Raw genomic sequence first — 25,923 nt, 5'->3', positions numbered from 1 at the left:
ACAGCAATGAAGGGGAATTCTAATTCCCCTTTTCTCTATTGGATGCCTATTGCGATTTTTATGTTTTAAACTATATTTTTATAGACCATTACTGCGTGCAGACAGCAATAACATATACGGAAGAGGAACTGGTTTCTTTGCTGAAACAGCAAAGCAAGGAAGCCTACAACTACCTGTACAGGCAGTATTCAGCCGTGTTGTTTGGTGTCATCAAACGGATAGTAATGGACGAACAGACAGCCCAAGACGTGTTGCAGGAGGTGTTTGTGAAGATATGGAACAACATACAGCAGTATGATCCGGTAAAGGGAAGGATATATACCTGGATGATCAACATCGCGCGCAACAGCTCGATCGACAAGCTTCGATCAAAAGGGGAGGTAATGAAAGGCAAAATCCGTGGCGACGAAGAGACCGTAAATAATATTGGTGGTGGACTACAAACGGAACAGAATACGGATGCGATTGGACTAAAAAAGCTGGTGGACGAGCTAAAGCCGGAACATAAAGCGATAGTGGAGCTGGCCTATTTTAAAGGTTATACCATGGAAGAGATAGGAAAAGCGCTCGATATACCGGTGGGCACTGTTAAAACCCGCATGCGTAATGCGATACAAACATTAAGACAGCAATTTAGCAGGTAATAAAGTGAACATAAAAGAGTACATAGAATCGGGAATATTGGAAGCCTACGTGTTGGGAGCGCTTAGCGAAGAAGAGCGTGCTGCCGTAGTGGCCAATATTGCACAGTATCCTGAGCTTGCTGCCGAGGTTCAGGAGATAGAACGCGCTATGTATCAATATGCTGAGGCCAATGCGGTAACGCCGCCTGCCGGTATGCAGGAAGATATTTGGGCGGCAATACAACCCAATAGCCCGGTAATCGCCCGGCCGTCAATTCCAACTAATCCCAAAGCTATTCATCTTCCTGTGACCGTGCCCGAACGTCGTACCAGCTGGGTGCGTGCTGCAGTTTGGGTGGCACTTGCCGGAAGCTTGCTGACTAATGTGTTGCTGATGAACAACCAACGGCGGAGCGGGGAAGAGATGCAGGCTATGAAGGATGAGATGCTGAAAAACAATAGCAAGCAACAGCAACTGTCAGCCAGGTTAGATATGTATGACCGTCAACGGGCTATGCTGATGGATGCCAATATGCAGCCGGTAATTATGCGTAGCGCACAAGCTGGTAAGAAAATGATGGGTATGGCGATGTATAACAAGACAAAAGGGGAAACATACGTTTCGCTGATGGATATGCCGATGCCGCCACAGGGCAAGCAATACCAACTCTGGGTAATACAGGATGGAAAGCCCGTGGACATGGGTGTCCTGTCTTCTGACATGATCGCTTCAGGCGCTATGCAAAAGGTGCCTATGAGCATACAAAACGGGCAGGCCTTCGCTATCTCTCTCGAGAAAGAAGGCGGTAATCCTACACCTACTGAGGTAATGGTGGTGGGGGAGATCAAACCATAATCGTTTTTCTCATTCCGATTTATTGTTGTATTTTTGTAATTGTAATTTTATGGGTTAAAACGCGAATTAGATCTGATGAGGCAAATGCAGCGAAATGTGCAGATGTCAAAAACGACAACAAACGACAACAAAGCCCGCAGCAACAATATTGTTAATCAACGAATTGTCGAAACTCGAGAATGGAATTTGATAAGGTTGGCGCGAATTGGCTACAAAGTCTACAACGAATGAGTTAAAGTTTGATGTGATGGTTTTGGAACTGCGAGCTACCTTTAACCCTTGAAATAACTGCCAATGTCCCGCGATTTCTCTGCCAAGCTACCAATGTTCGAAAACCGCCTGCGGAAAATGTATAAGCATTACAGCAAGCTGGCGCGCAGGCAGGAGGTAGCCTGTTTCCGCTTTTACGACCACGACCTGCCCGAGTTCCCTTTTGCTATCGAGCTCTATAAAGATGTTGTTCATGCAGCAGAGTATAAGCGTCGCCATGGTATGGAGGACGAGGAGCATGAAGAATGGCTGGCAGCTTGTAAAGAAGTGATAGCCCAGGTAATGGAAATACCGCTGGACACCATATTTATGAAGGAGCGTCAGCGCAAAGCTGGTCGCCAGGGGCAGTATGAAAAGTTCAGCGAGGAGCGGGTAGAACGCATTGTGCCGGAGGGCGGTCTTAATTTCATCATCAACCTCACCGACTATCTCGATACAGGTCTGTTTCTTGATCATCGTATTACCCGCAACATGGTTAGGGAAGAAGCGAAAGGTAAACGGGTGCTCAACCTGTTTTGTTATACCGGTTCTTTCAGCGTTTATGCTGCCCACGGCGGAGCAAAAAGCGTTACTTCAGTCGACCTGTCGCGTACCTATATCAACTGGGCTAAGCGAAATATGCAGTACAACAAGCTTTATAATGAGGATAAACATGAGTTTGTGCAGGATGACGTGATGGCGGTTATCTCAGATATCCCCGCCGACACTTTTGATCTTATCATCTGCGATCCGCCCACATTCAGCAATAGCAAGCGCATGGAAAAAGAGTTTGACGTGCAGCGCGACCATGTATGGCTACTGAAACAGCTACTAAAAGGTTGTACTGATGGCGGCCAGATCTATTTCAGCAACAATTATCGCGGTTTTGAGCTGGATAGGGATGCCATACCTACGCCAAGTATAGAAGATATTACAGCAGCAACCACGCCATTCGACTTCCAGGGGCGACTGCACCGAAAGTGCTATTTGCTCACGAAATAAAACCTAGAACCAGTTTTTCCTTCTCCTGCTACCAATGCCTAACGACCCTAACAAACTGCGAACGATCGTATTGCCGGCGGTGCGCATCATGCTCTTTACCACAGTATTGTCGCCCAGCTCTTCGAGTACGCTTTTTTCTTCCTTAGCTGCCGCTGTTTTTCGCCTTGCCGGAGCTTCTTCTTCTGCCGTTTCCAGCTTTTTGCTAAGGATCTCGTGGGCGCTCTCGCGGTTTACCAGTTCTTCATACTTCGCTACCAATGGAGAATTGCTTACCAACTCGGATATATCTTCCTTCGTTAGCACACCCATGCGTGATTTTGGTGGATACATCACCGTATGTACCAGCGGAGTAGGAATACCTTTTTCATCTAGTAGTGTTATCAAAGCTTCGCCTATGCCCAGTTGAGTGATCAGTTCTTTCGTATCGTAGTACTCTGTTTCGGGATAGTTGGCCGCGGTCTGCACAATGGCTTTTCGGTCATTGGCAGTGAAAGCCCGCAACGCATGCTGCACTTTCATACCCAGCTGACCGAGTATAGACGCCGGTATATCGGTAGGTGTCTGTGTACAAAAGAAGATACCTACGCCCTTTGAACGAATGAGTTTTATGACCGTTTCCAGTTGCTCTATCAAAACCTTCGATGCATCATTGAATATGAGGTGCGCCTCGTCTATAAACATCACCAGTTTTGGCTGCTCAATGTCACCTTCTTCAGGTAAGGTAGCATATAGTTCTGATAGCAACTGCAGCATGAATGTCGAGAACAGTTTCGGCTTGTCCTGCAGGTCGGTAACGCGTACTATCGAGATAACCCCACGACCATCATCGGATATACGCATCAGGTCGTCCACCTCAAACGAGCGTTCCCCGAAGAACTTGTCGGCGCCTTGCTGCTGGAGTTCTATCACCTTGCGCATAATTGTACCAACCGAAGCTGCCGATATATTGCCATATGCAGCGGCCAGTTCTTTCTTGCCTTCGTTAGCAGCCCATTGCAGAGTTTTTTGCAGGTCTTCCAGGTCAAGCAAAGGCATCTTGTTATCGTCGCAATACTTGAAGATCATCGATAGGATGCTCTCCTGCGTGGCATTGAGGCCGAGTATCCTTGACAGTAGCACAGGGCCAAATTCGGTAACCGTGGCGCGTAGTTTTACTCCCGGTTCGTTGCTCAGGGTCAATAATTCTACAGGGTATTTGCTGCTGATAAAATCGCAATCCAATTGTTTGATTCGCTCCGCTATCTTTTCATTGAGTGTTCCTGCTGCGCCAATGCCACTCAGGTCGCCTTTGATGTCCAATAACAGCACTGGCACACTCGAGTCACTTAGTCCTTCGGCCAGCAACTGCAAGGTCTTGGTTTTACCCGTGCCGGTTGCACCGCTGATGAGGCCATGGCGGTTCATCATTTTCAGTGGAGCGGCAACCGTGGTGCCTATCAACTCTCCATCAAGCATGGGCTTACCCAGTGCAATGAAATTCCCCTTAAAGCTATACCCCTTCCTGATATGCTCAGTAAATAGTTCGACGTTCGACATAGAAATGAGTTACTCTTATCTGAGAGTAAATCTAGAAAAAGTATCCGCGCTTATCAATAACTGCTGCGGCTATCTTTCTGCGGGCGTCTTTGGTGTTGAAGTTATCTGTTTTGGTAAAACGTTTTAGTCCCATCAGCATCATACGTTGTTCGTCACCTTCAGCAAACGAGTTAATGGCATTTTTACCGGCATGGTTGATGCGGTCCGCAGCATCAGCTATAAAAACGCGTGTGGCATCCAGCGCCAGCTTAGCATGTTCGTTTCCGTTGGTCTGCATTTTCATTGCACGCAGCAATCCACTTTCTGCCTGGAAGGTGTCCATCACCATATCCGCGAGGTACATCAGCAATTCCTGCTCATGCTCTATTTTCATCATCAGCTTTTGTACGGCGGCCCCAGCGCACATCAGGATGGCTTTTTTGAAGTTGTCAATGGCCTTCAGTTCTGCGCCAAACGGACCGCTTTCTTCACCAAATTCAGGTACACTCATCAGTTCCTTTTGCACAGCCATTGCAGGCGCCATCAGGTTGATACGGCCCTTCATAGCGCGTTTCAGGTACATGTCAAGCGTCAGCAGACGGTTGATCTCGTTGGTGCCTTCAAATATGCGGTTGATGCGACTGTCGCGGTAAGAGCGGGAGATATTGTATTCGTCAGAAAAGCCATTGCCACCATGTATTTGTACGCCTTCATCCACCACGTAGTCTAATGTTTCAGAACCTATCACTTTCATCATGGCACATTCAATAGCATATTCTTCCGCAGCACCTAGCAGGGTTTCTTCTGACGGCTTACCTGCAGAATGTAGTTCTTTCTCTTTATCGTCTATCCATTTCGCACTGCGGAACATCGCACTCTCGGTAGTAAATATCCTGATGGCCATTTCGGCCAGTTTGTGTTGTATAGCACCGAAATTGGCTATTGGAGTTTTGAACTGTTCACGGGTAATTGCATATTCTACGGTCGTGTTCATAGCACGCTTGCCACCTCCAAGGGCTGCTGCGCAAAGCTTTAGCCGGCCTATGTTCAGAATGTTGAACGCGATGACATGGCCACGCCCTATTTCGCCCAGCAGGTTCTCTACCGGCACTTTGCAGTTCTCAAAAAACAGTTGGCGGGTGCTGGAGCCTTTAATACCCATTTTGTGCTCTTCTTCGCCAAAGCTCAGGCCTGGCGTATTGCGGTCCACGATAAAGGCACTGAACTTATCGCCATCTATCTTGGCAAAGACCGTAAATACATCGGCAAAGCCAGCGTTGGTGATCCAGATCTTCTGCCCGTTGAGTACATAATGTTTGCCGTCCTCGCTGAGTGTAGCGGTAGTACGTGCCGCAAGCGCATCAGATCCGGAGTTAGGCTCAGTGAGTGCATAGGCGCCTTTTAGCTCGCCGGAAGCGAGCTTGGGCATGTATTTCTGCTTCTGCTCTTCGTTGCCGAAATAGAGTATAGGCAGAGAACCGATACCAGTATGGGCAGCCATAGCCACTGCGAACGAATGTCCGCCACCCAAGGCTTCTGTGATCAGCGTGGCCGTTACGAAGTCTTCGCCCAGACCGCCATACTGCTCAGGGAATGCGGCTCCGAGTAAACCTAGTTCAGCAGCTTTATCCAGCAGCGAAGGCATCAAACCCGGTTGCTGTTTGTCAATATCAAGAATATGAGGAAGTACTTCTTTATCGAGAAATTCGCGGCAAGTGGCCTCTATCATCCGCTGTTCTTCTGTAAAATCTTCAGGCGTGAAGGTATTGGCAGAGTCAGAAGGGTGAACCAGGAAGCCACCGCCCTGCTGTGTGTTGATCATAGTTTCCATAAACAACCAGATTGTTTATTTAAAGCTAAACAAAAATCGTGCTCAGTAAATGTTAAACCTCCTGACGCTGGTCAGCCTAATGTTTTATTTTTGAGCGGCACGATGCATACGTTATCGGGATATATCACATTAGGCAATGAACAGCTGCATTACCTGGCTATGGGTTCGGGTAAAAAATTGCTCCTAGCTTTTCATGGCTATAACAATGCAGCGCAGATCTTTCAGCCGTTTGCGGCCTACCTGGGTAAAGAATACACAATCATTTCGATCGACCTGCCGCACCATGGAAAAAGTGAATGGCCGGAACTACGCCGGTTTGATGTGCCCCAGCTAAAGCAACTGGTGAAATTCCTGCTGGCCGAATATAAGGTGGACGACCTGTGCCTTATGGGTTATAGCATGGGGGGGCGTGTGTGCTTGAAAGCTGTAGAGCTGATGCCGGGTCTTATAGATAAAGTCCTGCTCATTGCTCCCGACGGCCTCGCGTTTAATCCGTTCTATTATTTTATGACTCGAACAGTCCTGGGCAGCACTATCTTTCGGAGGTTCCTTACAGACCCCCAGCGGTATATGGGGCTCATAGAGTTTGCAAGAAGGCGCAAATGGCTGGACGAGTCACGGTACAAATTTGCGATGCAATACCTGCAAACCGAGAGCGCACGAAACTTTTTACTTCGGGTATGGCCGGGCATGAGTGAATTGATACCGGATAGCAAAAAGTTGAGAATGGTGATTCGGAAACATCACGTTCCGGTGCACATCTTCATGGGTAGCTACGATCGCATCATACCAGTGCCGCTGGCAAAAAAGTTCAAGAACGAACTGGATAGCGTGGAATTGCATATTTTGGAGAAAGGCCATCGTTTTTTTGATTCTGAATCACTGCCTGTAATGGCTAAATGCCTGTTAACCTGATGCTTATCCTGCAAATTATTTGCCTGTCGTTCACCATTAGCTACGTCATCCTGATGATTTTATACAGGCGTGGGTGGCGTTTGCAGCCACAGTTCAAAGTGGAGGATAGCTATAGTCCATTTATAAGAATAAGTGTCATTATACCAGCGCGTGACGAGGCTCGTAACATTGGGAATTGCATTGAGTCGTTGCTCGCACAAGACTATCCGCGCGAGTTACTGGAGGTTATTGTAGTGGACGATCATTCTTCCGACAATACAGCGGCGATTGTCGAGTCGTTTGGGCAGCCGAATATTCGCTGCATTGCCCTTGCTGATTATGTAGCTGCAGGGCAAACTGTTGCATACAAAAAAGCTGCGCTGTCGGCTGGTATTGCAAATAGTAATGGTGAGCTCATCATTACCACGGATGCGGACTGCGTCGCGTCGCCATCGTGGCTAAGACATTTGGCAGCATTCTATGAAATGAAAAAGCCAGTGATGATAGCCGGCCCTGTAGATTTTACTACAAATGGTTCTTTTGTACAGCTATTCCAGTCGTTAGACTTTATGAGTATGCAGGGGATAACTGCTGCGGCCAACAGGCTTGGCCTGGGAAGTATGAGCAATGGAGCCAACCTCGCATTTTCGCGAGATGCCTTTAACCAGGTTGAAGGGTATAAAGGCGTTGATCACCTGGCCTCAGGCGATGACTACCTGTTAATGGTGAAAATGCAAGCTGCCTTCCCTGGTAAAATTGGCTATCTCAAAGCAGAAGAAGCGATCGTTAGAACACCTCCGCAACCCGATTGGACAAGTTTTTTTCAGCAGCGTATACGCTGGGCCTCAAAATCAGGTAAATATGATGATAGTAAGATAACCGGCATCCTTTCGCTGGTTTACCTGTTCAATTTCTCGTTAGCTGCGTTGTTGATAGCTGGGCTGTTTTATCCCTGGTTCTTGATAGTTGGCGCTGCTATGTTAATTGTAAAGATCATTGTTGAGCTTTGGTTCCTGTATCCTGTCGCGAAATTTTACAACAAAACGCAAGAATTATTGTTATTCCCTTTCCTGCAGCCGTTGCATATCGCCTACATAGTTAGTGCGGGTTTGCTCGGTTTTATTGGAGTATATAAATGGAAAGGACGAACCGTAAAATAGATTTATTAATTTCATGGTATGAGATTCGTTTATCTACTCATGTTGTTTGTCGGTCTTGCTGTTGCAGGATATGTTTACTGGTATTATTACAATCCATACAGCGATGGCTATAGGGAGGGCATATTGCAGAAGTTCTCGCGCAAAGGAAACGTTTTCAAGACACATGAGGGTGAATTGATACAGCTGGGCTTTGGCCAGCGTGGCGGTATGATCAACTCCCAATATTTTTATTTCAGTGTAGCAGACGAGCAGCTGGCCGATAGCCTGGAAGCTTGCCTTGGGAAGCGCGTAAAATTACATTATACCCAATTTCGCCGCAACCTTCCCTGGCGCGGAGAAGACTATGATAAGACCAACGCAGAACCTGGTCAATACATAGTTGATGGCATCAAGGATGTAAAAGACGCCGGTAATTATTAAGCCAGGAAAAGGAATACTGCCGGGACTTTCTCCAATGTTGGTTTATTCTTTTTCCATTCAGCCATCGACTTTGTTTTGATGCTGGCGTTGGGAGCTGTTATGTTCTGGGCGATGCAAAGGCGGGTACTATTCTGGCAATTCTTCAACAGGTCATCGAGCATGTTGTTATTCCGGTAAGGCGTTTCGATAAACAGCTGTGTTTGCATTTCCTTCTTTGACTGCTGCTCCAAGTGTTTGATACGCTGGCTGCGTGCTGGTTCCTTTACAGGCAAGTATCCGTTGAAGCAGAAGCTTTGTCCATTGAGGCCTGAGGCCATAAGAGCTAAAATCAGGGAATTGGGTCCGACAAGAGGAATGATTTCGGCGCCATTCTCCTGTGCAACTGCTATAAGCTCAGCACCCGGGTCCGCAATACCGGGACAACCAGATTCGCTCATTATCCCTACAACGTGGCCTTCTTTTAGCCATTTCCGGAGCAGGCCTAATTCAGGGCCATTGTGTTTGTCGATCTCGGAGAACTGGATATCGTCGATAACAATCGTTGGGTGTATTGAACGCAAGAATCGACGGGCGGTACGAATGTTCTCAACAAAATAGTGTTTAAGCCCGGAGGTTACATCCAGTACTTGCGACGATAGCGTACCATTGATGCCTTCGGCAATGGGGATAGGTACCAGGTAAACTCTTGCGTGCTTATTCATAACGGCTAAAAATACTGCTTTACTGTAACCTGTGCCAAATCCATATTTTTGGCGCATGATTTTGCCGCAGTCGTTTTACACCCGGAAAGATGTAGTTAGGATAGCCAAAGAGCTGTTAGGAAAGGTGCTGGTAACGAATTTTGATGGCGTGCTGACTTCGGGTGTGATCGTGGAAACTGAGGCTTATGCCGGCGAATTTGATAAAGCTTCTCATGCCTATGGCAATCGTCGCACTGCGCGTACCGAAACGATGTTCAAGGAGGGCGGGGTAGCATACGTGTATTTGTGCTACGGGATTCACCATTTATTTAACGTAGTCACTCATATGGCCGATGTGCCACACGCCGTGCTGATAAGAGCTGTTGAGCCATTGGAAGGTATTGACCACATGTTGCAGAGAAGAAAGAAAGAGAAACTTCAGCCAGCTTTAACCGCCGGCCCAGGCGCTATGAGTATGGCTTTGGGAATACATACCCGCCATACAGGCAAGTCTCTGCAAGGACCCGAAATATGGATAGAGGATAGAAATATCAAGGTTTTTACCGGCAATATTGTATCCGCCACGCGGGTAGGAGTGGCCTATGCGGCAGAAGATGCGCTAGCACTGTACCGGTTTTATATCCGAGATAATCCCTACGTAAGCAAAGGGAAAGGACTATAAGTAAAAAGCCCCCGCGTTTGCAGGGGCTTTCTTTATATCGTTAGGTTGATTAGAAACGAGGGCAAGACACGTTTGGTGTGCGTGTAAACTCGCGTTTGTTGATGCAACCGTTGAAGATCAGCGATATTTCATAACCACCGTTACCGTTGGTAGCAGGTGAGAAGCTAGATACGTTTACATCATAGCTGATACCGAGTTTCATTTTAGACCATTCGAAGCCGATGTAAGGAGAAACTGCATCGCCGTAACGGTACCAACCGCCCAGGTACAGCAGGGTGTTCTTAACGAACTCTTCATCGTGGCCTGGGTTCAGTACGAAACCTACAGCAGCACCAGCAAGAATTTCATGGGCAGCTGCCTGTGTTTGGTATAAACCGCTCGCAAACAGTACGATGTTTTCATTCAGATCGAACGAACCACCCAGGTAACCTGTGTAGCGAGAGTGGATCTTGTGATCTTCGCCAAGGAAAGATTCAACTGGTTGAGTCAGGTGGTAAACTGACAAGCCAGCGTAAGCTGTAGCATGGTCAGAAACACGGCCAGAGTACATTAAACCAAGGTTGAAGTCAGGATAAGTAAGATCTGAGTTGCCTACATTTTCGCTGGTATTGTAAGGAGTGCTACCAGTCATGCGGTCGAATTGGTCTTCGAATTTCAGCTTGGTAAAGTCGATATTCTTTTGAACCAGTGAACCTTGGATACCACCCGAAATAGTGTGCTGTTTTTCAACACCAAACGCCTTGTGGTAAGCAGCAGAAACGCCAATTGTGATGTTTTGGAGGCCACCCAGACCAGAACGGTCGAACAGGCCGATAACACCAAAACCAACGGCATCGCCATTGTTTAGTTTATCCTTCATAGTAGCCATGTCAAACGACACAGTACCAGTGATGTACGGATTTGTAGAAACGCTCGCCCACTGATTGCGATAGTTAGCAGCCAGACGTAGGTCGCACTGAGTAAGACCTGTCAGCGCCGGGTTCAGGGTGAGAGGTGATGCAAAATATTGAGTGTAGTGCGGATCTTGAGCCATAGCTGTAGTTGCCAATAACATTGCTGCACTCGCCCCAAGTAATATTTTCTTCATCTGGGTAACGTTTATGATGTTTAGTTTAAATTTCCGAAAGCCAAAATAAGCAGAATTCTATTATTATGCAAGACGGTATAAAATAATATTTTCGTTGGGGTTATGCTTGCATTTTAGTTCCGTAGGCCAGATCGCCCGCATCACCCAGTCCAGGCACAATGTAACCGCGTGCAGTTAGCTCCTCATCGATGGCGCCGGCCCAGATATAAGCTTCGGGAAATTTGCGCTTCACCATTTCAATACCTACGGTGCAGGCGATCACTGAAACTACATGTATTTGCGATGGCTTTTCTGTTTCGGTCATCGTTTCCAGCGCCAACACAACCGACGAACCCGAGGCCAGCATAGGGTCGGCCACGATCAGTGGGCGTCCCTCCAGCTCGGCACTTGTAATATATTGTTGTTCAATTTCGAAAGATCCATCCCTGTGATGCTTCCTGTACGCAGCAATAAAGGCGTTATCGGCTTTGTCAAAATAATTGAGCAGGCCATGATGGAGCGGAATACCCGCTCTCAATATGGTGGCTAGTACCGGCTGCTGCTCTAGCTGGAAGCAGGTTGCTTCGCCCATTGGAGTCTGCACTGTAACCTCTTCATAAACCAGGTGTTTGCTGATCTCGAAGGCTGCGATCTCACCGATTCGTTCTATATTACGGCGAAATCTCATGCGGTCGTCTTGTACAGAAACATCCCGTATTTCACGTATCCAATCGCACATGATGCTAAATTGTTGACCCAGCTCGGTTATCATATCGATTTATTTATAGAAAGATAAGCAATTACGAGCTAACCTGTTTACACCGTTTGTATGTATTTGTTTTTGTGGTATTTATAAATAGAGGCAGTTAAATAAGAGTTAAACTGATAGGTACCAATTTTGATACATAGAGCATCCTGCTATTTTTGTACCTTTGCACACCTTTTATAAAAAGCAGTATTCTTAATAATAACTATGGATATTCTTCAATCCATTGACCGTACCCGACTGCCAAAGCATATTGCCATCATTATGGATGGTAATGGTCGCTGGGCAAAAGAACGCGGTCAGGACCGCGTTTACGGGCACCACGAAGGCGTGTTGAGCGTTCGCGAGATCGTTAATGGCTGTGCTGAGATCGGCATACAATACCTGACACTTTATGCATTTTCTACTGAAAACTGGAATCGTCCCAAAGAGGAGGTGAATGCATTGATGGAGCTTCTCGTTAATACCATAAGAAAAGAGGTGGAGGAGTTGAAAAAGAACAATATTAAACTTCATGTGATCGGCGATATTGAAAGCCTGCCGGAAGTTTGTCAAAGAGAGTTGGCTGAGGCTAAAGAGATAACAGCCGGTAATAATGGCCTGAACTTAATATTGGCGTTAAGCTATAGTTCACGCTGGGAGATAGTTGAAGCAGCCAAAAAGCTGGCGAAAGATGCGATGGAAGGCAAGCTGAAGCCCGAAGATATTGACGATAAGACGTTCCACTCTTATCTGAATACTGCAGAATTCCCCGACCCAGAGTTGATGATACGTACAAGTGGTGAATACAGGATCAGCAATTTCCTTGTTTATCAACTTGCGTATGCCGAGTTTTATTTTACCCCTGTACATTGGCCTGAATTCCGCAAACCAAACTTATACGAAGCCTTACTGGACTACCAACAACGCGAGCGTCGTTTTGGCAAAACCAGCGAACAAATCCAAACTACTCCCCAGCATGCATAATTTTTTGCGTTATTGTTTATTCCTATCAACTGTTCTCTGTTTTTCCATCGAGGGGAATGCTCAAATTGGCGGGATGGGCGGAAAAACACAACAAACGGGAGAAAGAGCCCGGGAATATGAGATCGGTGGTATTACCGTATCTGGTATCAAATACCTGGACGAAGATCTCTTACTTACTGTAACCGGTTTGTCGGTTGGGGATAAGGTTAGAATTCCCAACGATGATAAAATATCGCGCGCGATACGCAACTTATGGCGCCAGGAGCTGTTCTCGGATGTAAGCATTAGTATATCCAAAACTATCGGAGACAAGGTTTTCCTCGATATCAAAGTAGAAGAACGTCCACGCCTTAGCCGTTACAATTTTAAAGGCATTAAAAAGGGCGAAGCGCAAGAGTTGAAAGACAAGGTGAATCTTGTGCGCTCTAAGGTGGTAACTGATGCCACCAAGAAAGATGCTGTAACCAGGATACAAAAGTATTTTGCCGACAAAGGCTATGGCGATGTGGCAGTGAATGTCATAGAAAGGGTGGATACGGGTGGCACCAACACCGTGATATTGACGTTTGACATTAATAAGGGTGTAAAAACCAAGATCAACCAGATCAATATTGCCGGGAACTCGAAGGCTACCGATCTGAAGTTGAAACATACCTTCAGGTCGACAAAAGAGATGGCACGGTTGTCTTTGCATCCTGCCGACGAGATAAGCTTATACCAGGATAATAGCCGCTCATTTGGCACCTATGTTAAAGATCTGGGTTTTCTATCGCTGTCTAAGACACTGAATGCGGTTGATCCCTATTTCAGGTACAACTTTTTCTCTTCGTCGAAATTCGACCAGTATAAATATGAAGATGATAAAGTATCGTTGGTAGATCATTATAACTCGCTTGGGTACCGCGATGCCTCTATTGTAAGGGACACTGTGTATAAATTATCCAATGGGCACATCAATATAGACCTCGAGGTAAGAGAAGGCCGCAAGTACTACTTCGGCGATATACAGTGGAAGGGTAATACCAAATACAGCAATGAACAGCTCTCAAGAGTGCTTGGCATAAAAAGGGGAGACGTTTATAACCAGGAATTGCTGGAAAAACGACTGGGTAAAGTGTTAAGCCCTGAAGGTGGAGAGGACATCAGCAGTCTGTATATGGATGATGGTTACCTGTTCTTTAACATCGACCCCGTTGAGACTTCGATCATCGATGATACCATTAACTATGAGATGCGTCTCACTGAAGGTCCGCAGGCTACTATCCGAAACGTAACCATTGCAGGTAACGACCGTACCAATGAACATGTGATCCGCAGGGAATTGCGCACGCTTCCTGGCAATAAATTTAGCCGTGCAGATCTTATCCGTTCAAACCGTGAGATAGCGAACCTTGGTTTCTTCGACCAGGAAAAGATAGGCATTCAACCAAGGCCGAATCCAGAAGATGGTACTGTTGATATAGACTATACTGTAGTTGAAAAATCAAGCGACCAGCTCCAGCTTTCTGCTGGTTTTGGTGGTGGCGTAAAGTTCTATGGTAACGTTGGCGTGACATTCACCAACTTCTCTTTGCGCAATATTTTCAAACCAAAATTCTGGGATCCGCTGCCGGTGGGAGATGGTCAGCGCTTCTCGGTTAACTATCAGTCAAACGGTGCATATTACAACTCACTGAACTTTTCGTTCACAGAGCCTTGGCTGGGTGGTCGCAAGCCGAATGCGCTGACTACCAGCATGGCTTATACAAGGCTGTCTGGCGCGTCTACGGGAGCCGATCCTAATTCTTCTTATCTGAGGTTAATTGGTGGTGGTGTTTCGCTAAGCAAGCGTGTGAAATGGCCGGATGACAACTTCGTATTTACCTACGGTGTCAATTATCAGAATTACCGTTTGAAGGATTATACCCTAATATCTGGTTTTGATAGCGGGATCAGTAATAACCTGTACTTCAAGTTAGTTCTTGCTCGTTATTCTGTTGACCAGCCGTTGTACCCCCGTAGTGGTTCAAATATCAGCTTTACCTTCCAGTTTACTCCACCATACAGCGCGTTTAGCGACAGGGATTATGAGAGTGAAACAACTGCCGAAAAGTATAAGTTGATAGAGTATCATAAATATCGTTTCACCGCAGAATGGTATCAAAAAATAAGCGGCAACCTTGTATTCAAACTGGCAACCAAATACGGATTCCTGGGATACTATAATCCTCAACTTGGCTTCTCTCCGTTCGAGCGTTTCCAGGTGGGTGGCGATGGTCTTAGCGGTCAGAACTATTTTATTGGTCGGGACATCATTGCGCAGCGTGGTTATAGCGGACCCTATGCAAGTGCGGCAACGATCTTCAACAAGTACACCGCCGAGATACGCTATCCATTCTCGCTGAGTCCAACAGCTACGATCTATGGTCTTGGCTTTGTAGAAGCTGCCAATGCATGGGACAATTTCAAACAATACAATCCCTTTAAGCTTAATCGTTCAGCGGGTCTGGGTCTGAGGGTATTCCTGCCAATGTTTGGTTTGCTTGGGCTTGACTATGGTGTTGGTTTTGATCGTTTCAATAGGTCGACAGGTGCCACCAGGCTGACAGACATCGCCAGCTTTACGTTCATGCTTGGCTTTGAACCTGATTGATATTAGTTATATTGCGAAGCATAAAATGGAGACAGCTATGAAGAAACTACTTTTGAGCATTGCTATTTTGCTTGGTGTTACCATTGCGGCATCGGCACAGCGCTATTGTGTTATCGATTCCAAGTACATCCTGGACAGGATGGTAGAATATAAAGATGCCCAGACGAAGCTCGACCAATTGTCTAAAACCTGGCAAACAGAGATAGACAACCGCATGGCCGATGTAGAGCGCATGTATAAAAGCTATCAGGCTGAGCGCGCGATGCTGAGCGACGATATGCGAAAGAAACGTGAGGACGAGATCGTGCAAAAAGAGAAAGCAGTAAAAGACTTGCAGCGCCAAAGGTTTGGTTACGAAGGTGATCTTTTCAAAGAACGCCAGAAACTTGTAAAGCCAATTCAGGATAAAGTATACAACGCCACCCAAAAAATGGCTACCTCCAGGGCCTTCGACCTGGTACTTGATAAGGCCGCAGGCATTAGTATATTTTACGCAGACCCTAAGCTTGACCGAAGCGACGATGTGTTAAAATTGCTTGGAATAAACAAATAATGGCATTTACTTTGCACCGGTAAAATTACATTTGCACCTAATACCAATTTAATAAAGACCAGATTATAAAAATGAAAAAAACCGTATTATTCCTCGCTTGCGGATTATTGTTGAGCAGCATGACCTTCGCTCAGAAATTTGGCTACATCAATTCTGCCGAATTGCTGCAGGCGATGCCTGAGATCAAGAAAGCCAATGCAGATGCCGAAGCATATGCTAAGACTTTCCAGGAGCAACTGCAAACAATGGGTAAAGAGTATGAGTCAAAAGTGCAGGCATATCAGGCGAGTGAAAAAACAATGTCAGACGCAGTGAAAGAGGTTAAGGTGAAAGAGATCCAGGATCTGCAAGCCCGTATCGAAAGTTTCAACCAAAGCGCGCAAGAGAAAGTAGGCAAGAAGAAAGAAGAACTTTACAAACCTGTTCTTGAAAAAGCTGATAAAGCGATCAAAGACGTTGCTAAGGAAAAAGGTTTCGACTATGTTTTTGATACAAGTTCAAACGTGTTGCTGTACGCAAAAGAAACAGATGATATCCTTCCGCTGGTAAAAACTAAACTGGGCATTAAATAAGCTCATTGGGAACTATAAAAAGAAAAAAGAGACGCATTGCGTCTCTTTTTTCTTTTGCGGGAAGTCTCTCCCTGTTATCCCATTTTATCTGTTATTGGTCTTTGCATAAACTTACGGATGCTTATAACTTTTCCCAAGAGTTTCCTGACTGCTTAGAGAGCTGGACGAATGAAACGAGAATTTTTATGGTCGTTGTTTAATGCTCAGTTCCCTTGCCAAAAAGTTTTTCTCCCGCTTTTATTGAAACAGGAAGTCGGTTTTCGCGTGGCGGTATCGGGCAGTTAAACCCATCTGCATAGGCACAGTATGGATTGTAAGCTTTGTTAAAATCGATCGCGATCTTTCCGTTGTTGATGTCTTTTAAAGATAAGTCGATGTAGCGACCTCCGCCATATGTTTCCTCGTAGGTTGTCAGGTCGGTAAATGGTACGAACAAGTGGTCTTTATATTTTGGATCTTTGAGGAGGGCCTGGCTTTGGAAAACCTGCAAGCTACAGGTTTTGTTTTTCAACCTGAACGTTAGTAGTCCGTATTGCCTGTACAGCTTTTTTTTGCCACTGTGGGTTGGCATGTCAAACTCTTTTGCATCAGGTGTCAGCGTTAGCTCAGCATTGACTTTAAACCGCTCATCAGGAGCAAAAAATCTTAGATAAGCGGTATCATTCCCTTTAAGTGGACTACGTTCCTCAGTGACGAACTCTTCCTTATAGTGCTGACGATGAAGAATTATACTGTCGCGGTAGGTTTGGGCCTTGCTATCGAAGAAACATGCCATAAGCAATGCTGCAAAAAATATCGATCTCATCAAATAAAGTTAAGAAGCGCCCAGCAATTGCTCTATCTATTTATTAACCAGAGTGAGGTCTATACAAACTATTGTAATTGTTGGCGCTAATAGCTAAACGGCTGAGGCGAATAATTAACAGGGTATGTTTGCCCGCATTAATTTTCAAAGGATATTTTGCACAAACAATCTATTTCATTAGCAAGCCACAGCGGCTTTAAGTTGGTTATAACATGCGGAGGCATGTACATTGCATATACTGCAAAAAACTAAGGGTTATGGGAATAGTGAAGACAATAAGTAGACAGTACATCGGGAAGATAGTCCTTCTATTATTTACGGTATTGATGTTGGATAGCCTTGACGTTATGGCTCAAAGAGGTGGTCGCGGTGGCGGCCGAGGTGGTGGTGGCCGCGGTGGCGGCGGTGGAATGCGTGGCGGCGGCGGTGGTCGCGGTGGTGGCGGATTTGGTGGTGGAGCTCGTCCATCGAGGGCATCAAGACCATCAGCGCCCGCACGTTCAATGCAGCGTCCTGCACAACGACCCGCAATGCAGCGTCCTGCTCAAAGGCCAGCCGTTGGTGCTGGTCGTGGTGGAGTTGGTGGTGGAGCTCGTCCTGCACAAAGGCCAGCTATGAATCGTGGTAATATCGGTAATCGCCCGGTGGATCGCGGCAATATCGGTAACCGTCCAGGTAATATCGGTAATCGCCCAACGGATCGTGGCAATATTGGTAACAGGGAAAGAAACCTGGGTAGCGATAGGAATATACACCGTCCGGACAATATCGGTAACAGGAATATTGGCAACAGGAATGTTGGTGATAGGAATATTGGTAACAGGAATACAGACATCCGCAACCGCGAAAGGAATGTAGATCGTTCAAGGGGTGATCGTACAGTAGATCGTTCAAGGGGTGATCGCACAAGAAATGTGGATAGAAGCAGAACGGTTATTGCGGGTAATACGAGAAACACTGCAGTAAGACGTGGTAACGCTGCCTATAGCCGTCCGGGTTATGGATATGGTGGTCGTCAGTATTATGGACACTATGGTTATGGCTATCATGGCTGGTCACCTTATAGCTGGGGTTCTGGCTGGCATCCATGGGGATACGTTGCAGCAGGTCTGGCAACAACAGCAGCGATCGTCGCTATTGCTGATGACGATGATGATAATGATGATGATTACTACTACGACCAGGGTGTGTATTATACACCTAGCGAAGGTGGATACACTGTGGTACAAGCGCCTGTTGGTGCAACCATTAATGAGCTGCCTAGTGGCTACGAGACAGTAGGAGGTGAGGGCGTTAGTAATCAATATTACTATGGCGGCGCTTACTACGAGCAAAGTGGTAGTGGTTACCAGGTGGTACCACCAACTGCGGGCGCTCTGGTAGAGCACGTTCCGGAAGGCGCGCAAGAGGTACAGGTAGGTGACCTGAAACTACTGCAGTATGGTGATACATTCTACCAACCTGTTGTAGTAAATGGTAAGAACATGTATGAAGTAATGTATGTGGAATGATAAGTCCATTTTTTGATACAAAAAGTATTTATAACGAAGCGTTATAAAGACGGGGTCCTTCTATAAACCAAAAAAGCCCGCTGTTCAGCGGGCTTTTTCCTATTTAATCATTTGTCTTTTCAGGTCTCATTTGCGGGAAGAGTAGTACATCTTGTATTGACACTTGTCCTGTCAACAGCATAGCTAGCCTTTCAATTCCAAAGCCGATACCTGCTGTTGGTGGCATGCCATATTCCAATGCGCGAAGGAAATCATAGTCGATATACATTGCTTCATCGTCGCCACGCTCCATCAGGCGAACCTGGTCTTCAAAACGGTCGCGCTGGTCTATCGGATCATTAAGCTCGGTATAAGCATTCGCTATTTCCTTACCGTTAATGATCAGCTCGAAACGTTCAACCAGGCCCGGTTTGTCGCGGTGCTTTTTGGTAAGCGGGCTCATTTCTATAGGGTAGTCGGTAATGAACGTTGGCTGGATATAGTGCATTTCGCATTTCCCGCCGAATATTTCGTCTATCAGTTTTCCCTTACCCATTGAAGGATCAGTTTCGATCCTCAGTTGCTTACATACATCACGCAATTGGTCTTCGTTCATTTGGCTAATGTCGAAACCTGTATGCTCTTTGATTGCGTCGAAGATGCTGATACGTTTATATGGCGCTTTAAAGTCGATCTCAACGGTATTGACAATCGTCTTTGTACTTCCATTGGTTGCGATGGCGGTCTCTTCAAGCATTTGCTCGGTAGTCTCCATCATCCAGAGGTAGTCTTTGTATGCTACGTAGAACTCTAGTATGGTAAATTCCGGGTTGTGCGTACGATCCATACCCTCGTTACGGAAGTTGCGGCTGAACTCATATACCCAGTCGAAGCCGCCTACTATAAGGCGCTTCAGGTACAGTTCGTTAGCAATACGTAGGTACAACGGAATATCGAGTGCGTTATGGTGTGTAACGAATGGACGGGCTATAGCTCCTCCAGGTATGCTTTGCAGTACCGGAGTATCAACTTCCAGTGCACCACGGTCGTTCAGGAAAGAACGGATGGCGTTCTTCATTTTTGTGATGCGGATGAACGTATCACGGACATTCGGATTTACGATCAGGTCTGCGTACCGCTGACGGTATTTGAATTCCAGGTCAGTTACTGCGTCAAATACTTCGCCGTCTTTTTCTTTTACTATTGGCAGCGGACGAAGGGCCTTTGAAAGCAATGTGAACTTCTCAACATGTATGGAAGTTTCGCCGGTCTTGGTGGTAAACACAAAGCCCTTGACTCCGATCACATCGCCAATATCCATCAGTTTCTTCCAAACGGTACTGTACAGCGTTTTATCCTCGTCGGGGCAAATGTCATCGCGTTTGATGTATATCTGAATGCGGCTGGTGCTGTCCTGGATAACGGCAAAATTTGCCTTACCCATATCGCGGACGCTCATGATACGGCCTGCGATGGAAACCTGTTTGAACTCTTCCTTTTTTTCTTCTGTGTAAGTTTCCTTTATCTGGCTGGCAGTATGCGTAACTTCAAACAATGGGGCAGGGTAAGGGTCGATGCCCAGATCCTGTAGTTCCCTTAGTTTCTCTCTGCGGACAACTTCCTGTTCGCTTAATGTTGCTTGCATTAAATACTAGAATTATGATAAGTGTTCCGGCGAACATACCGGAAAAATGTGTGCAAAAATAATAAGTAAACAGGCAAAAGCCTAAAGGTATTTGTGTTAGTGTGCCAATAGCTTGTATAAGCTGCCATTATCGCCGCAGACGATCAGCTGTCCATCGGGAGTTTGGGTAATGCATCTAAGGGCGTTGCTGGTAAATTTTTTATATAGGTCCCAGCTGTGGCCTCCATCTGTGGTATGGATGACAACCCCTTCCTCACCAACAGCCCAGCCGTTGGTACGGTCCTTAAAATAGATGTCCAGGAGCCGGTAGCGAGGCTTTTTGATATCATTGCCGGAGCGAAATTGTTCCCATTTTTCACCGCCATTGCTGGTGTAATAAATACTGCCATTATAGCCGCACACCCATAATTCATTTTCACTTTGAGCGTGTATTGCCGTGAAGTTATCGTTTTTAATGTCCTGCAATTTCCACTTTACAGCTCCGTCAGCAGTTTTAAGTACGACGCCGTAACCGCTAATATACCCGGTTCGGTTGTCCAGCATTTCTATATCGTTCAGCTCGTAGTTGAAGGTGTCGTAACGGTAAATATCGTTTTGATCATCGATGTAGGCCATTACACCGTAATTGAAGCTGATGCCCCCAATAATAATACCAGTAGAGGGTTCGATGAACGTAAGGTCTTTGTAGGGCTGGTAGCTATTCATTTGGAAAAAGCTCCAGTTATCGCCGCCATCCGTAGTTCTAAGCAATTTACCATCGAATCCAACAGCATAGACCTCGCCGGTTGGTTTTTGAGCCACATTGAAAATGCTTTTCCCAGCTTCAGGAATGTCGTGCAGCTCCCAGGTGTTACCACCATCTTTCGTAACAAGGATGGTTGATTTATCAAAACGTAATCCGCCAACTGTGTACCCAAGTGTGTCGTTTAAAAAATAAATATTGTTCAGCCTGTGGTTGCAGTGACTTTCCAGTTTTTGCACCTGCTGCCAATCCAGTTTCTCTTTTTTACATGCAAAAAGAGTAGATAGAAGTGCAACTGAGGCTGCTAAGACAATATTAAATCGAATATGCATCTGATAATAAGCCTGCTAAAATAAAAAAGCCTGCTATAAAAATAACAGGCTCGCGAGTAGAAGTATCAAAATAATCCCTGATGAACGTGCTTATATGGCTGGCGTCCGGGTCAGAATTAAAGGTAATTGCCAATATTTGAACGCAGAGAGCCGGCACTAGATATGACGTGAAAATGATATCCTGCAAACCGTTTTATGACAAATCAGGTAAGTTGCCTGGCTTTTAGTTCAAGATATTTGTTGATGGTGTTTATCGTCAGATCCTTCGGGGTTGTCAGGATCGAAATAATGCCCTGTCGCCTTAGTTCCTTGACGATCTGCCTTTTTTCGTAAGCAAACCTGTCGGCGATGGTTTTGATGTAAATACCTTCAGTCGTATTAGGTTGAGTAGTGTGTATTTGTTGCAGTAATGTATTTTGAAAGAAGATCACGCAAAGAAGATGTCTGGACGCTATTCTTTTCAAGTAGGGCAATTGCCGTTCGAGTGAAGCCATTGTTTCGAAGTTGGTGAATAGCAATAGGCAGCTGCGCTGTGTTACCCGATTATGCAAGAAGTGTGACAGTGCTTCGTAGTCACTTTCCATGAAATCGGTTTGCTGGTGGTACAAAGCCTCCAATATGAAATTAAGTTGACCGGTTCTTTTTTCAGCAGCAACAACTGTATTGATCGTGTTGCTGAATGTGATAAGACCTGCACGATCATGCTTCATGAGTACGATGTTCGACAATGCCAATGCTGAATTGATAGAGTAGTCGAGAAGCGTCATTTCGTCAAAGGGCATTTTCATAATGCGGCCCTTGTCTATCAGGCAATACACCTGCTGCTGACGAGTGTCAGTAAAAGTATTCACCATTAGGTTGCTTGTGCGTGCTGTCGCTTTCCAGTTTATAGTGCGTACATCATCGCCATGAACATAGTTTTTGATCTTTTCGAACTCCATGCTATGCCCAATACGCCGGGTCTTTTTTACTCCCGACTGCGGAGTATTGCTCAGCGCCAACAGTTGATATTTTTTCAACTGTTGATAAGAAGGATATGCTTTTACAGTCGTTGCATTTCTAGCCTTTACGCGCCGTTGCAGAAGATTGAGCGGTGAGGAAATATAACAGATCGTCTCCCCAAATTCATATTCGCCGCGTGTTTTTGGACTGAGTTTGAAGAAGAGCTCCTGGCTTTGTCTTGGCGGCAGCTTTTGGTGTCTTTGAAAATTCCTTTGTTGAAATTGTTCCGGTAATTCTTCGATGACGGATACGTTAACAGCAAAGGGAAATGTGCTTGTAAGTTTGATTTTGATTATGTTTTCATCGCCGAGGCTGAAGCGTTGCGGTAGGTCGCGGTTGATCCGGACTGTTTTGTCGCCCCCAAAGAGAAGTACATAGTCGGCAATTGACAGGATAACCGCCAGCGCAGCATATGCAACAACCCATTCATAAAGTGCAGGAAAGAAAAAGGAAAGCAAAAATGCTACAACAACGCTTGCCATCATCAAGAACCAACGGCTGCGCAGAAACAAGTTTCCTATGTAGTAGCTAAACATTTTATCTAACGCGGGATTTCCAGTCTACCCATTATCTCTTTCAAAACATCATCGGTTGTTATGCCTTCCATTTCTCTTTCAGGTGTAAGGCTGATACGATGGCGTAACACTGCGGGGGCTGCCATCAGAATATCTTCCGGTATTACAAAGCTCCGTTCGCGAAGTACGCATAAAGCTTTGGACAATTGCAATAACGCAACAGACGCACGTGGCGAAGCTCCGATATAAAGCGACTTATCGTTGCGGGTTTCCTGCACCAGTTCAGCAATAAATTTTATCAGCCGTGGCTCTACATGTACACCTCTCACCTGGCTACGGGCATACTGAAGCACTTGTGCAGTAATGATTGGCTCAACGGTTTGAAGCAGCTCTGAAATAGGTTGCTGATTGCTGCGCTCTAATATGGTCACTTCTTCGTCAAGGGTGGGGTAGCCCACAACGATCTTCAATAAAAAACGGTCGAGCTGTGCTTCGGGCAAGCGGTAGGTACCCTCGTGTTCAATAGGGTTTTGTGTGGCTATGACCATGAAGGGTGCATGTAACTTGTGCGATTGCCCGTCTATTGTAATTTGTCGTTCCTCCATCACCTCAAATAGCGCGGCCTGAGTCTTTGCAGGGGCGCGGTTTATCTCGTCAATCAAAACAATATTGCCGAAAATAGGCCCTGCTTTGAATTGAAAGGTGGCGGTTTGCGGATTGAAGACATTGGTTCCCAGTACATCGCTGGGCATCAGGTCTGGTGTAAATTGTATCCTGGAAAAATGAGCATTGATCAGCCTTGAAAGTAATTTTGAGGTCAGGGTCTTTGCGACACCTGGCACTCCTTCTATCAGAATATGACCGTCTGCAAGCAATCCGGCAAGTAATAATTCTATCATGGAACGCTGACCAACAACAACCTTCTCGATCTGTTGCTGAACGTCCTCTACAAGCTGAATGAGTGGGGCTGTATCAATATGCTGTGGCTGATTGGTGCCTTGAATGTCCATTGGTATTCGTGTGGTTATTATAAAAATGCTCGAGTTGCTGGTGTAGTGCTACTAAAGTCATCTCATCAACGCCGATATTTCTTAGCCTGATGTTATGAATGCTACGCACAACATGTTGCACCTCATCGATGTCAAGGCCCGATTTATGAGCAAGTTGTGTGGCAAAATGTTCATTGAGTTCATTGGTATTCAAATGATAACTCAGTCGTACCCATTCGAGGAAATGCTGTATGATCTTCTCGGCAATGTTATTGTGGTCGCCGGTGTTATAGTACAGGCGCCCCACTGTTTCTATGAAAGATACTGAACTATTTTCAGGTTTTTCTATGATGGGAATAATGCGCTGTCGGCGCTTGCTTTCAAAGGCGACATAAATGAGAAGTGTAATGGCGGCTATGATCAGTGCCCAACGGGTGGCGGGATATTTCCATAGTACTCCGAGATCAGCGCCTTCACTACTGTGCTTGAAGTACTCGTTCCAGTATATTGCGCTAATGTCGCTAGGTATTGTTTGCCAGATGCCATCGAGGTATTGCCTGTTATTTTTTTGTAGGAGGAAATAGTTGCTCATTACAAGCGGTGCTGCATGAAAGGCAATATGGCCGCGACCAATATTGTACCTTATAAAATTTGGCGTGTTCTTGAAAAATCCCAAACTATCTGGAACAGTGGAAAACAATTTATTGTCGGTTTGCACGCTGTCTGCAGGGAGGTTTTTTAGCTGAAAATAGCCTTGCAGAGATCTGCCCTCATATCCAAAGGTCTTATTAGTTTGTAACTTGAGCGAAAGTGCGTCGATATTTTGCCGGCCTGTATTTTCGTCTGACAGTTTTACTTCTTCCAGTCCGCGTGCCTGTTTGTAACAACCAAATGCGTCTTCGATCTTAGGATCCAAGGTACTGCTGAATATTAGTACCTCGTTGCCCCTGCGCGCGAATGATAGCAATGATTCCAGTTCGCTTTCTGAAACAAAGAGGTCAAGCCCGAGCAAGACCAGCAACTGTTTTTGGTTTTTCTGTGAGTTTATTCCCTCGTCAATTGAGGTATACCGAAAACCCCTGGGCAACGTTTCTACCAGTTTGTTAGGAAAGTATAGCGCAAGCGATTGAAAAGCCAGGTAACTACCGTATGGATTTTTGTCGTCTGATGCCAGTGTGACCTGCCAATTGGTCTTTTTTTTGTCTGAGAAACAGCCTGACAGCATGAGGACTGCAAGGCAACCAATTATTTGAAAAACATACCTCATGATTGTGGCAAAGTGCTTTTCAGGTTGGCGAATGTGTTCATGTACGTATGGTACGCTTCGTCTGAAATTCCGATGTGTCCATACCATGTATATTCATATTGTTTGCTCAGCTGCCTGAAATCATTTTTTAGCTCTATTCGCTTTAGCTCGTTATAATAGTCAGTATTGGTTTTGTTGTCCTCAAAATGAATCAGGTTGTTTTGTTGCAGTAGCTGCAACATACGCATAAAACTATACCTTATTGCCAGCCGGTTATCGGCATTCTGTATAGCGAGTTGAAGATGGTGCTCCCAGTTAGTGTTGACCAGAGTTTCTTCAAGGTTTTCGACTGGCGTTTCGCGTACGGTTTTTGGTTTTTTACCGAAAAGTGGAACGTTTCCGGTAAAGATCTTAAACAAGGTCCAGGCCAGAAAAACGAAAAATACAATCCAACCGATGAACTTACCAGTCGGACTGGTGAAGAATGTCAATAGTAAGCCGCCGAGTTTATCCAGAATATTGTTTTGTGCCGGTTCTACTTTCTGTAGTGCTTCTTTCTGATCCCGATAATGGAAGGCCGGATCGTTGATGAGTTCGTTCCATTTGCGATCGATATCAGCTGCTGCAAATACGCATGTGCAAGCAAATGACAATCCTGCCGTTGTAAGACATCGAAAAATTGTGCTCATC

At 45.7% G+C, this 25,923-nt stretch carries 24 protein-coding genes; 12 read left to right on the top strand and 12 right to left on the bottom strand.

Annotated features, from left to right (window positions below):
• The first annotated feature begins 95 nt into the window (after positions 1–95).
• From P2W83_RS15560 to P2W83_RS15550, 3 genes are all read left to right on the top strand, one after another.
• Entirely contained in the window at positions 96–644 is a 549-nt protein-coding gene (locus P2W83_RS15560; protein ID WP_276134684.1) for an RNA polymerase sigma factor, read from the top strand.
• Between the two features lie 4 nt (positions 645–648).
• Positions 649–1,479 (top strand): anti-sigma factor, encoded by an 831-nt coding sequence (locus tag P2W83_RS15555; RefSeq protein ID WP_276134683.1) that lies wholly within the window; start codon positions 649–651, stop codon positions 1,477–1,479.
• Positions 1,480–1,773: 294 nt separating this feature from the next.
• Positions 1,774–2,730 (top strand): class I SAM-dependent methyltransferase, encoded by a 957-nt coding sequence (locus tag P2W83_RS15550; protein WP_276134682.1) that lies wholly within the window; start codon positions 1,774–1,776, stop codon positions 2,728–2,730.
• A gap of 3 nt (positions 2,731–2,733) precedes the next feature.
• Here the strand turns inward: P2W83_RS15550 and P2W83_RS15545 are convergent, their stop codons facing one another.
• Positions 2,734–4,266: a helicase HerA-like domain-containing protein gene (locus P2W83_RS15545; protein ID WP_276134681.1), complete on the bottom strand. Its 1,533-nt coding sequence runs from the start codon at positions 4,264–4,266 to the stop codon at positions 2,734–2,736.
• A gap of 31 nt (positions 4,267–4,297) precedes the next feature.
• Complete coding sequence (locus P2W83_RS15540; protein WP_276134680.1) at positions 4,298–6,076, bottom strand: acyl-CoA dehydrogenase family protein; 1,779 nt, start codon at positions 6,074–6,076, stop codon at positions 4,298–4,300.
• 102 nt (positions 6,077–6,178) lie between these two features.
• On the opposite strand from P2W83_RS15540, the gene P2W83_RS15535 reads away from it, so the two are divergent.
• The 3 genes from P2W83_RS15535 to P2W83_RS15525 are packed head-to-tail and all read left to right on the top strand — an operon-like array spanning position 6,179 to position 8,550.
• Positions 6,179–6,991: an alpha/beta fold hydrolase gene (locus P2W83_RS15535; protein WP_276134679.1), complete on the top strand. Its 813-nt coding sequence runs from the start codon at positions 6,179–6,181 to the stop codon at positions 6,989–6,991.
• Complete coding sequence (locus P2W83_RS15530) at positions 6,991–8,130, top strand: glycosyltransferase (protein WP_276134678.1); 1,140 nt, start codon at positions 6,991–6,993, stop codon at positions 8,128–8,130. The genes P2W83_RS15535 and P2W83_RS15530 overlap by 1 nt, the downstream gene beginning before the upstream one ends.
• Positions 8,131–8,148: 18 nt before the next feature.
• Positions 8,149–8,550 (top strand): hypothetical protein, encoded by a 402-nt coding sequence (locus tag P2W83_RS15525; protein WP_276134677.1) that lies wholly within the window; start codon positions 8,149–8,151, stop codon positions 8,548–8,550.
• On the opposite strand, the gene P2W83_RS15520 is transcribed toward P2W83_RS15525, so the two are convergent.
• Positions 8,547–9,251 (bottom strand): SAM-dependent methyltransferase, encoded by a 705-nt coding sequence (locus tag P2W83_RS15520; protein ID WP_276134676.1) that lies wholly within the window; start codon positions 9,249–9,251, stop codon positions 8,547–8,549. The two genes, P2W83_RS15525 and P2W83_RS15520, sit on opposite strands and share 4 nt — an antisense overlap.
• 55 nt (positions 9,252–9,306) lie before the next feature.
• Here P2W83_RS15520 and P2W83_RS15515 point away from each other — a divergent pair, with 55 nt between their 5' ends.
• A complete protein-coding gene (locus P2W83_RS15515; RefSeq protein ID WP_276134675.1) occupies positions 9,307–9,912 on the top strand; it encodes a DNA-3-methyladenine glycosylase in 606 nt (201 codons plus the stop codon).
• Positions 9,913–9,961: 49 nt separating this feature from the next.
• Here the strand turns inward: P2W83_RS15515 and P2W83_RS15510 are convergent, their stop codons facing one another.
• On the bottom strand, positions 9,962–10,999 hold the full coding sequence (locus tag P2W83_RS15510; protein WP_276134674.1) for a PorP/SprF family type IX secretion system membrane protein: 1,038 nt from the start codon (positions 10,997–10,999) through the stop codon (positions 9,962–9,964).
• A 100-nt stretch (positions 11,000–11,099) separates the two neighbouring features.
• Positions 11,100–11,750, bottom strand: a complete 651-nt coding sequence (upp, locus tag P2W83_RS15505; RefSeq protein WP_276134673.1) for a uracil phosphoribosyltransferase — start codon at positions 11,748–11,750, stop codon at positions 11,100–11,102.
• Positions 11,751–11,951: 201 nt separating this feature from the next.
• Between upp and P2W83_RS15500 the strand changes: the two genes are divergently transcribed.
• From P2W83_RS15500 to P2W83_RS15485, 4 genes are all read left to right on the top strand, one after another.
• The gene (locus P2W83_RS15500; RefSeq protein ID WP_276134672.1) at positions 11,952–12,710 is read left to right on the top strand and encodes an isoprenyl transferase; all 759 of its coding nucleotides are present in this window, start codon (positions 11,952–11,954) and stop codon (positions 12,708–12,710) included.
• Positions 12,711–12,783: 73 nt separating this feature from the next.
• Positions 12,784–15,342: a BamA/OMP85 family outer membrane protein gene (locus P2W83_RS15495; RefSeq protein ID WP_276134671.1), complete on the top strand. Its 2,559-nt coding sequence runs from the start codon at positions 12,784–12,786 to the stop codon at positions 15,340–15,342.
• 37 nt (positions 15,343–15,379) lie between these two features.
• The gene (locus tag P2W83_RS15490; protein ID WP_276134670.1) at positions 15,380–15,895 is read left to right on the top strand and encodes an OmpH/Skp family outer membrane protein; all 516 of its coding nucleotides are present in this window, start codon (positions 15,380–15,382) and stop codon (positions 15,893–15,895) included.
• 71 nt (positions 15,896–15,966) lie between these two features.
• The gene (locus tag P2W83_RS15485) at positions 15,967–16,467 is read left to right on the top strand and encodes an OmpH/Skp family outer membrane protein (protein ID WP_276134669.1); all 501 of its coding nucleotides are present in this window, start codon (positions 15,967–15,969) and stop codon (positions 16,465–16,467) included.
• A 196-nt stretch (positions 16,468–16,663) separates the two neighbouring features.
• Here the strand turns inward: P2W83_RS15485 and P2W83_RS15480 are convergent, their stop codons facing one another.
• Positions 16,664–17,272 (bottom strand): DUF1684 domain-containing protein, encoded by a 609-nt coding sequence (locus P2W83_RS15480; RefSeq protein ID WP_276134668.1) that lies wholly within the window; start codon positions 17,270–17,272, stop codon positions 16,664–16,666.
• A 257-nt stretch (positions 17,273–17,529) separates the two neighbouring features.
• Here P2W83_RS15480 and P2W83_RS15475 point away from each other — a divergent pair, with 257 nt between their 5' ends.
• Positions 17,530–18,783 carry a DUF6515 family protein gene (locus P2W83_RS15475; RefSeq protein WP_276134667.1) on the top strand — a complete coding sequence of 418 codons (1,254 nt, stop codon included), beginning with the start codon at positions 17,530–17,532 and terminating at the stop codon, positions 18,781–18,783.
• 103 nt (positions 18,784–18,886) lie between these two features.
• On the opposite strand, the gene lysS is transcribed toward P2W83_RS15475, so the two are convergent.
• The 6 genes from lysS to P2W83_RS15445 all read right to left on the bottom strand — a co-directional run bounded on the left by lysS (position 18,887) and on the right by P2W83_RS15445 (position 25,922).
• Positions 18,887–20,407, bottom strand: a complete 1,521-nt coding sequence (lysS, locus tag P2W83_RS15470; RefSeq protein ID WP_276134666.1) for a lysine--tRNA ligase — start codon at positions 20,405–20,407, stop codon at positions 18,887–18,889.
• 96 nt (positions 20,408–20,503) lie between these two features.
• A complete protein-coding gene (locus P2W83_RS15465; RefSeq protein ID WP_276134665.1) occupies positions 20,504–21,481 on the bottom strand; it encodes a WD40/YVTN/BNR-like repeat-containing protein in 978 nt (325 codons plus the stop codon).
• A 203-nt stretch (positions 21,482–21,684) separates the two neighbouring features.
• On the bottom strand, positions 21,685–23,019 hold the full coding sequence (locus P2W83_RS15460) for a DUF58 domain-containing protein (protein WP_276134664.1): 1,335 nt from the start codon (positions 23,017–23,019) through the stop codon (positions 21,685–21,687).
• A 5-nt stretch (positions 23,020–23,024) separates the two neighbouring features.
• Complete coding sequence (locus P2W83_RS15455; RefSeq protein WP_276134663.1) at positions 23,025–24,008, bottom strand: AAA family ATPase; 984 nt, start codon at positions 24,006–24,008, stop codon at positions 23,025–23,027.
• Complete coding sequence (locus P2W83_RS15450; RefSeq protein ID WP_276134662.1) at positions 23,971–25,212, bottom strand: DUF4350 domain-containing protein; 1,242 nt, start codon at positions 25,210–25,212, stop codon at positions 23,971–23,973. Before P2W83_RS15450 ends, P2W83_RS15455 begins: the two co-directional genes overlap by 38 nt.
• Positions 25,213–25,250: 38 nt before the next feature.
• Positions 25,251–25,922, bottom strand: a complete 672-nt coding sequence (locus tag P2W83_RS15445) for a DUF4129 domain-containing protein (protein WP_276134661.1) — start codon at positions 25,920–25,922, stop codon at positions 25,251–25,253.
• Between the last annotated feature and the right edge of the window lies 1 nt (position 25,923).

Origin of the sequence: Polluticoccus soli (assembly GCF_029269745.1) — a bacterium.
GTDB lineage: Bacteria > Bacteroidota > Bacteroidia > Chitinophagales > Chitinophagaceae > Polluticoccus > Polluticoccus soli.
The sequence above is the reverse complement of the archived record's forward strand: the minus strand, read 5'-3'. Positions and strand labels throughout refer to the sequence as shown.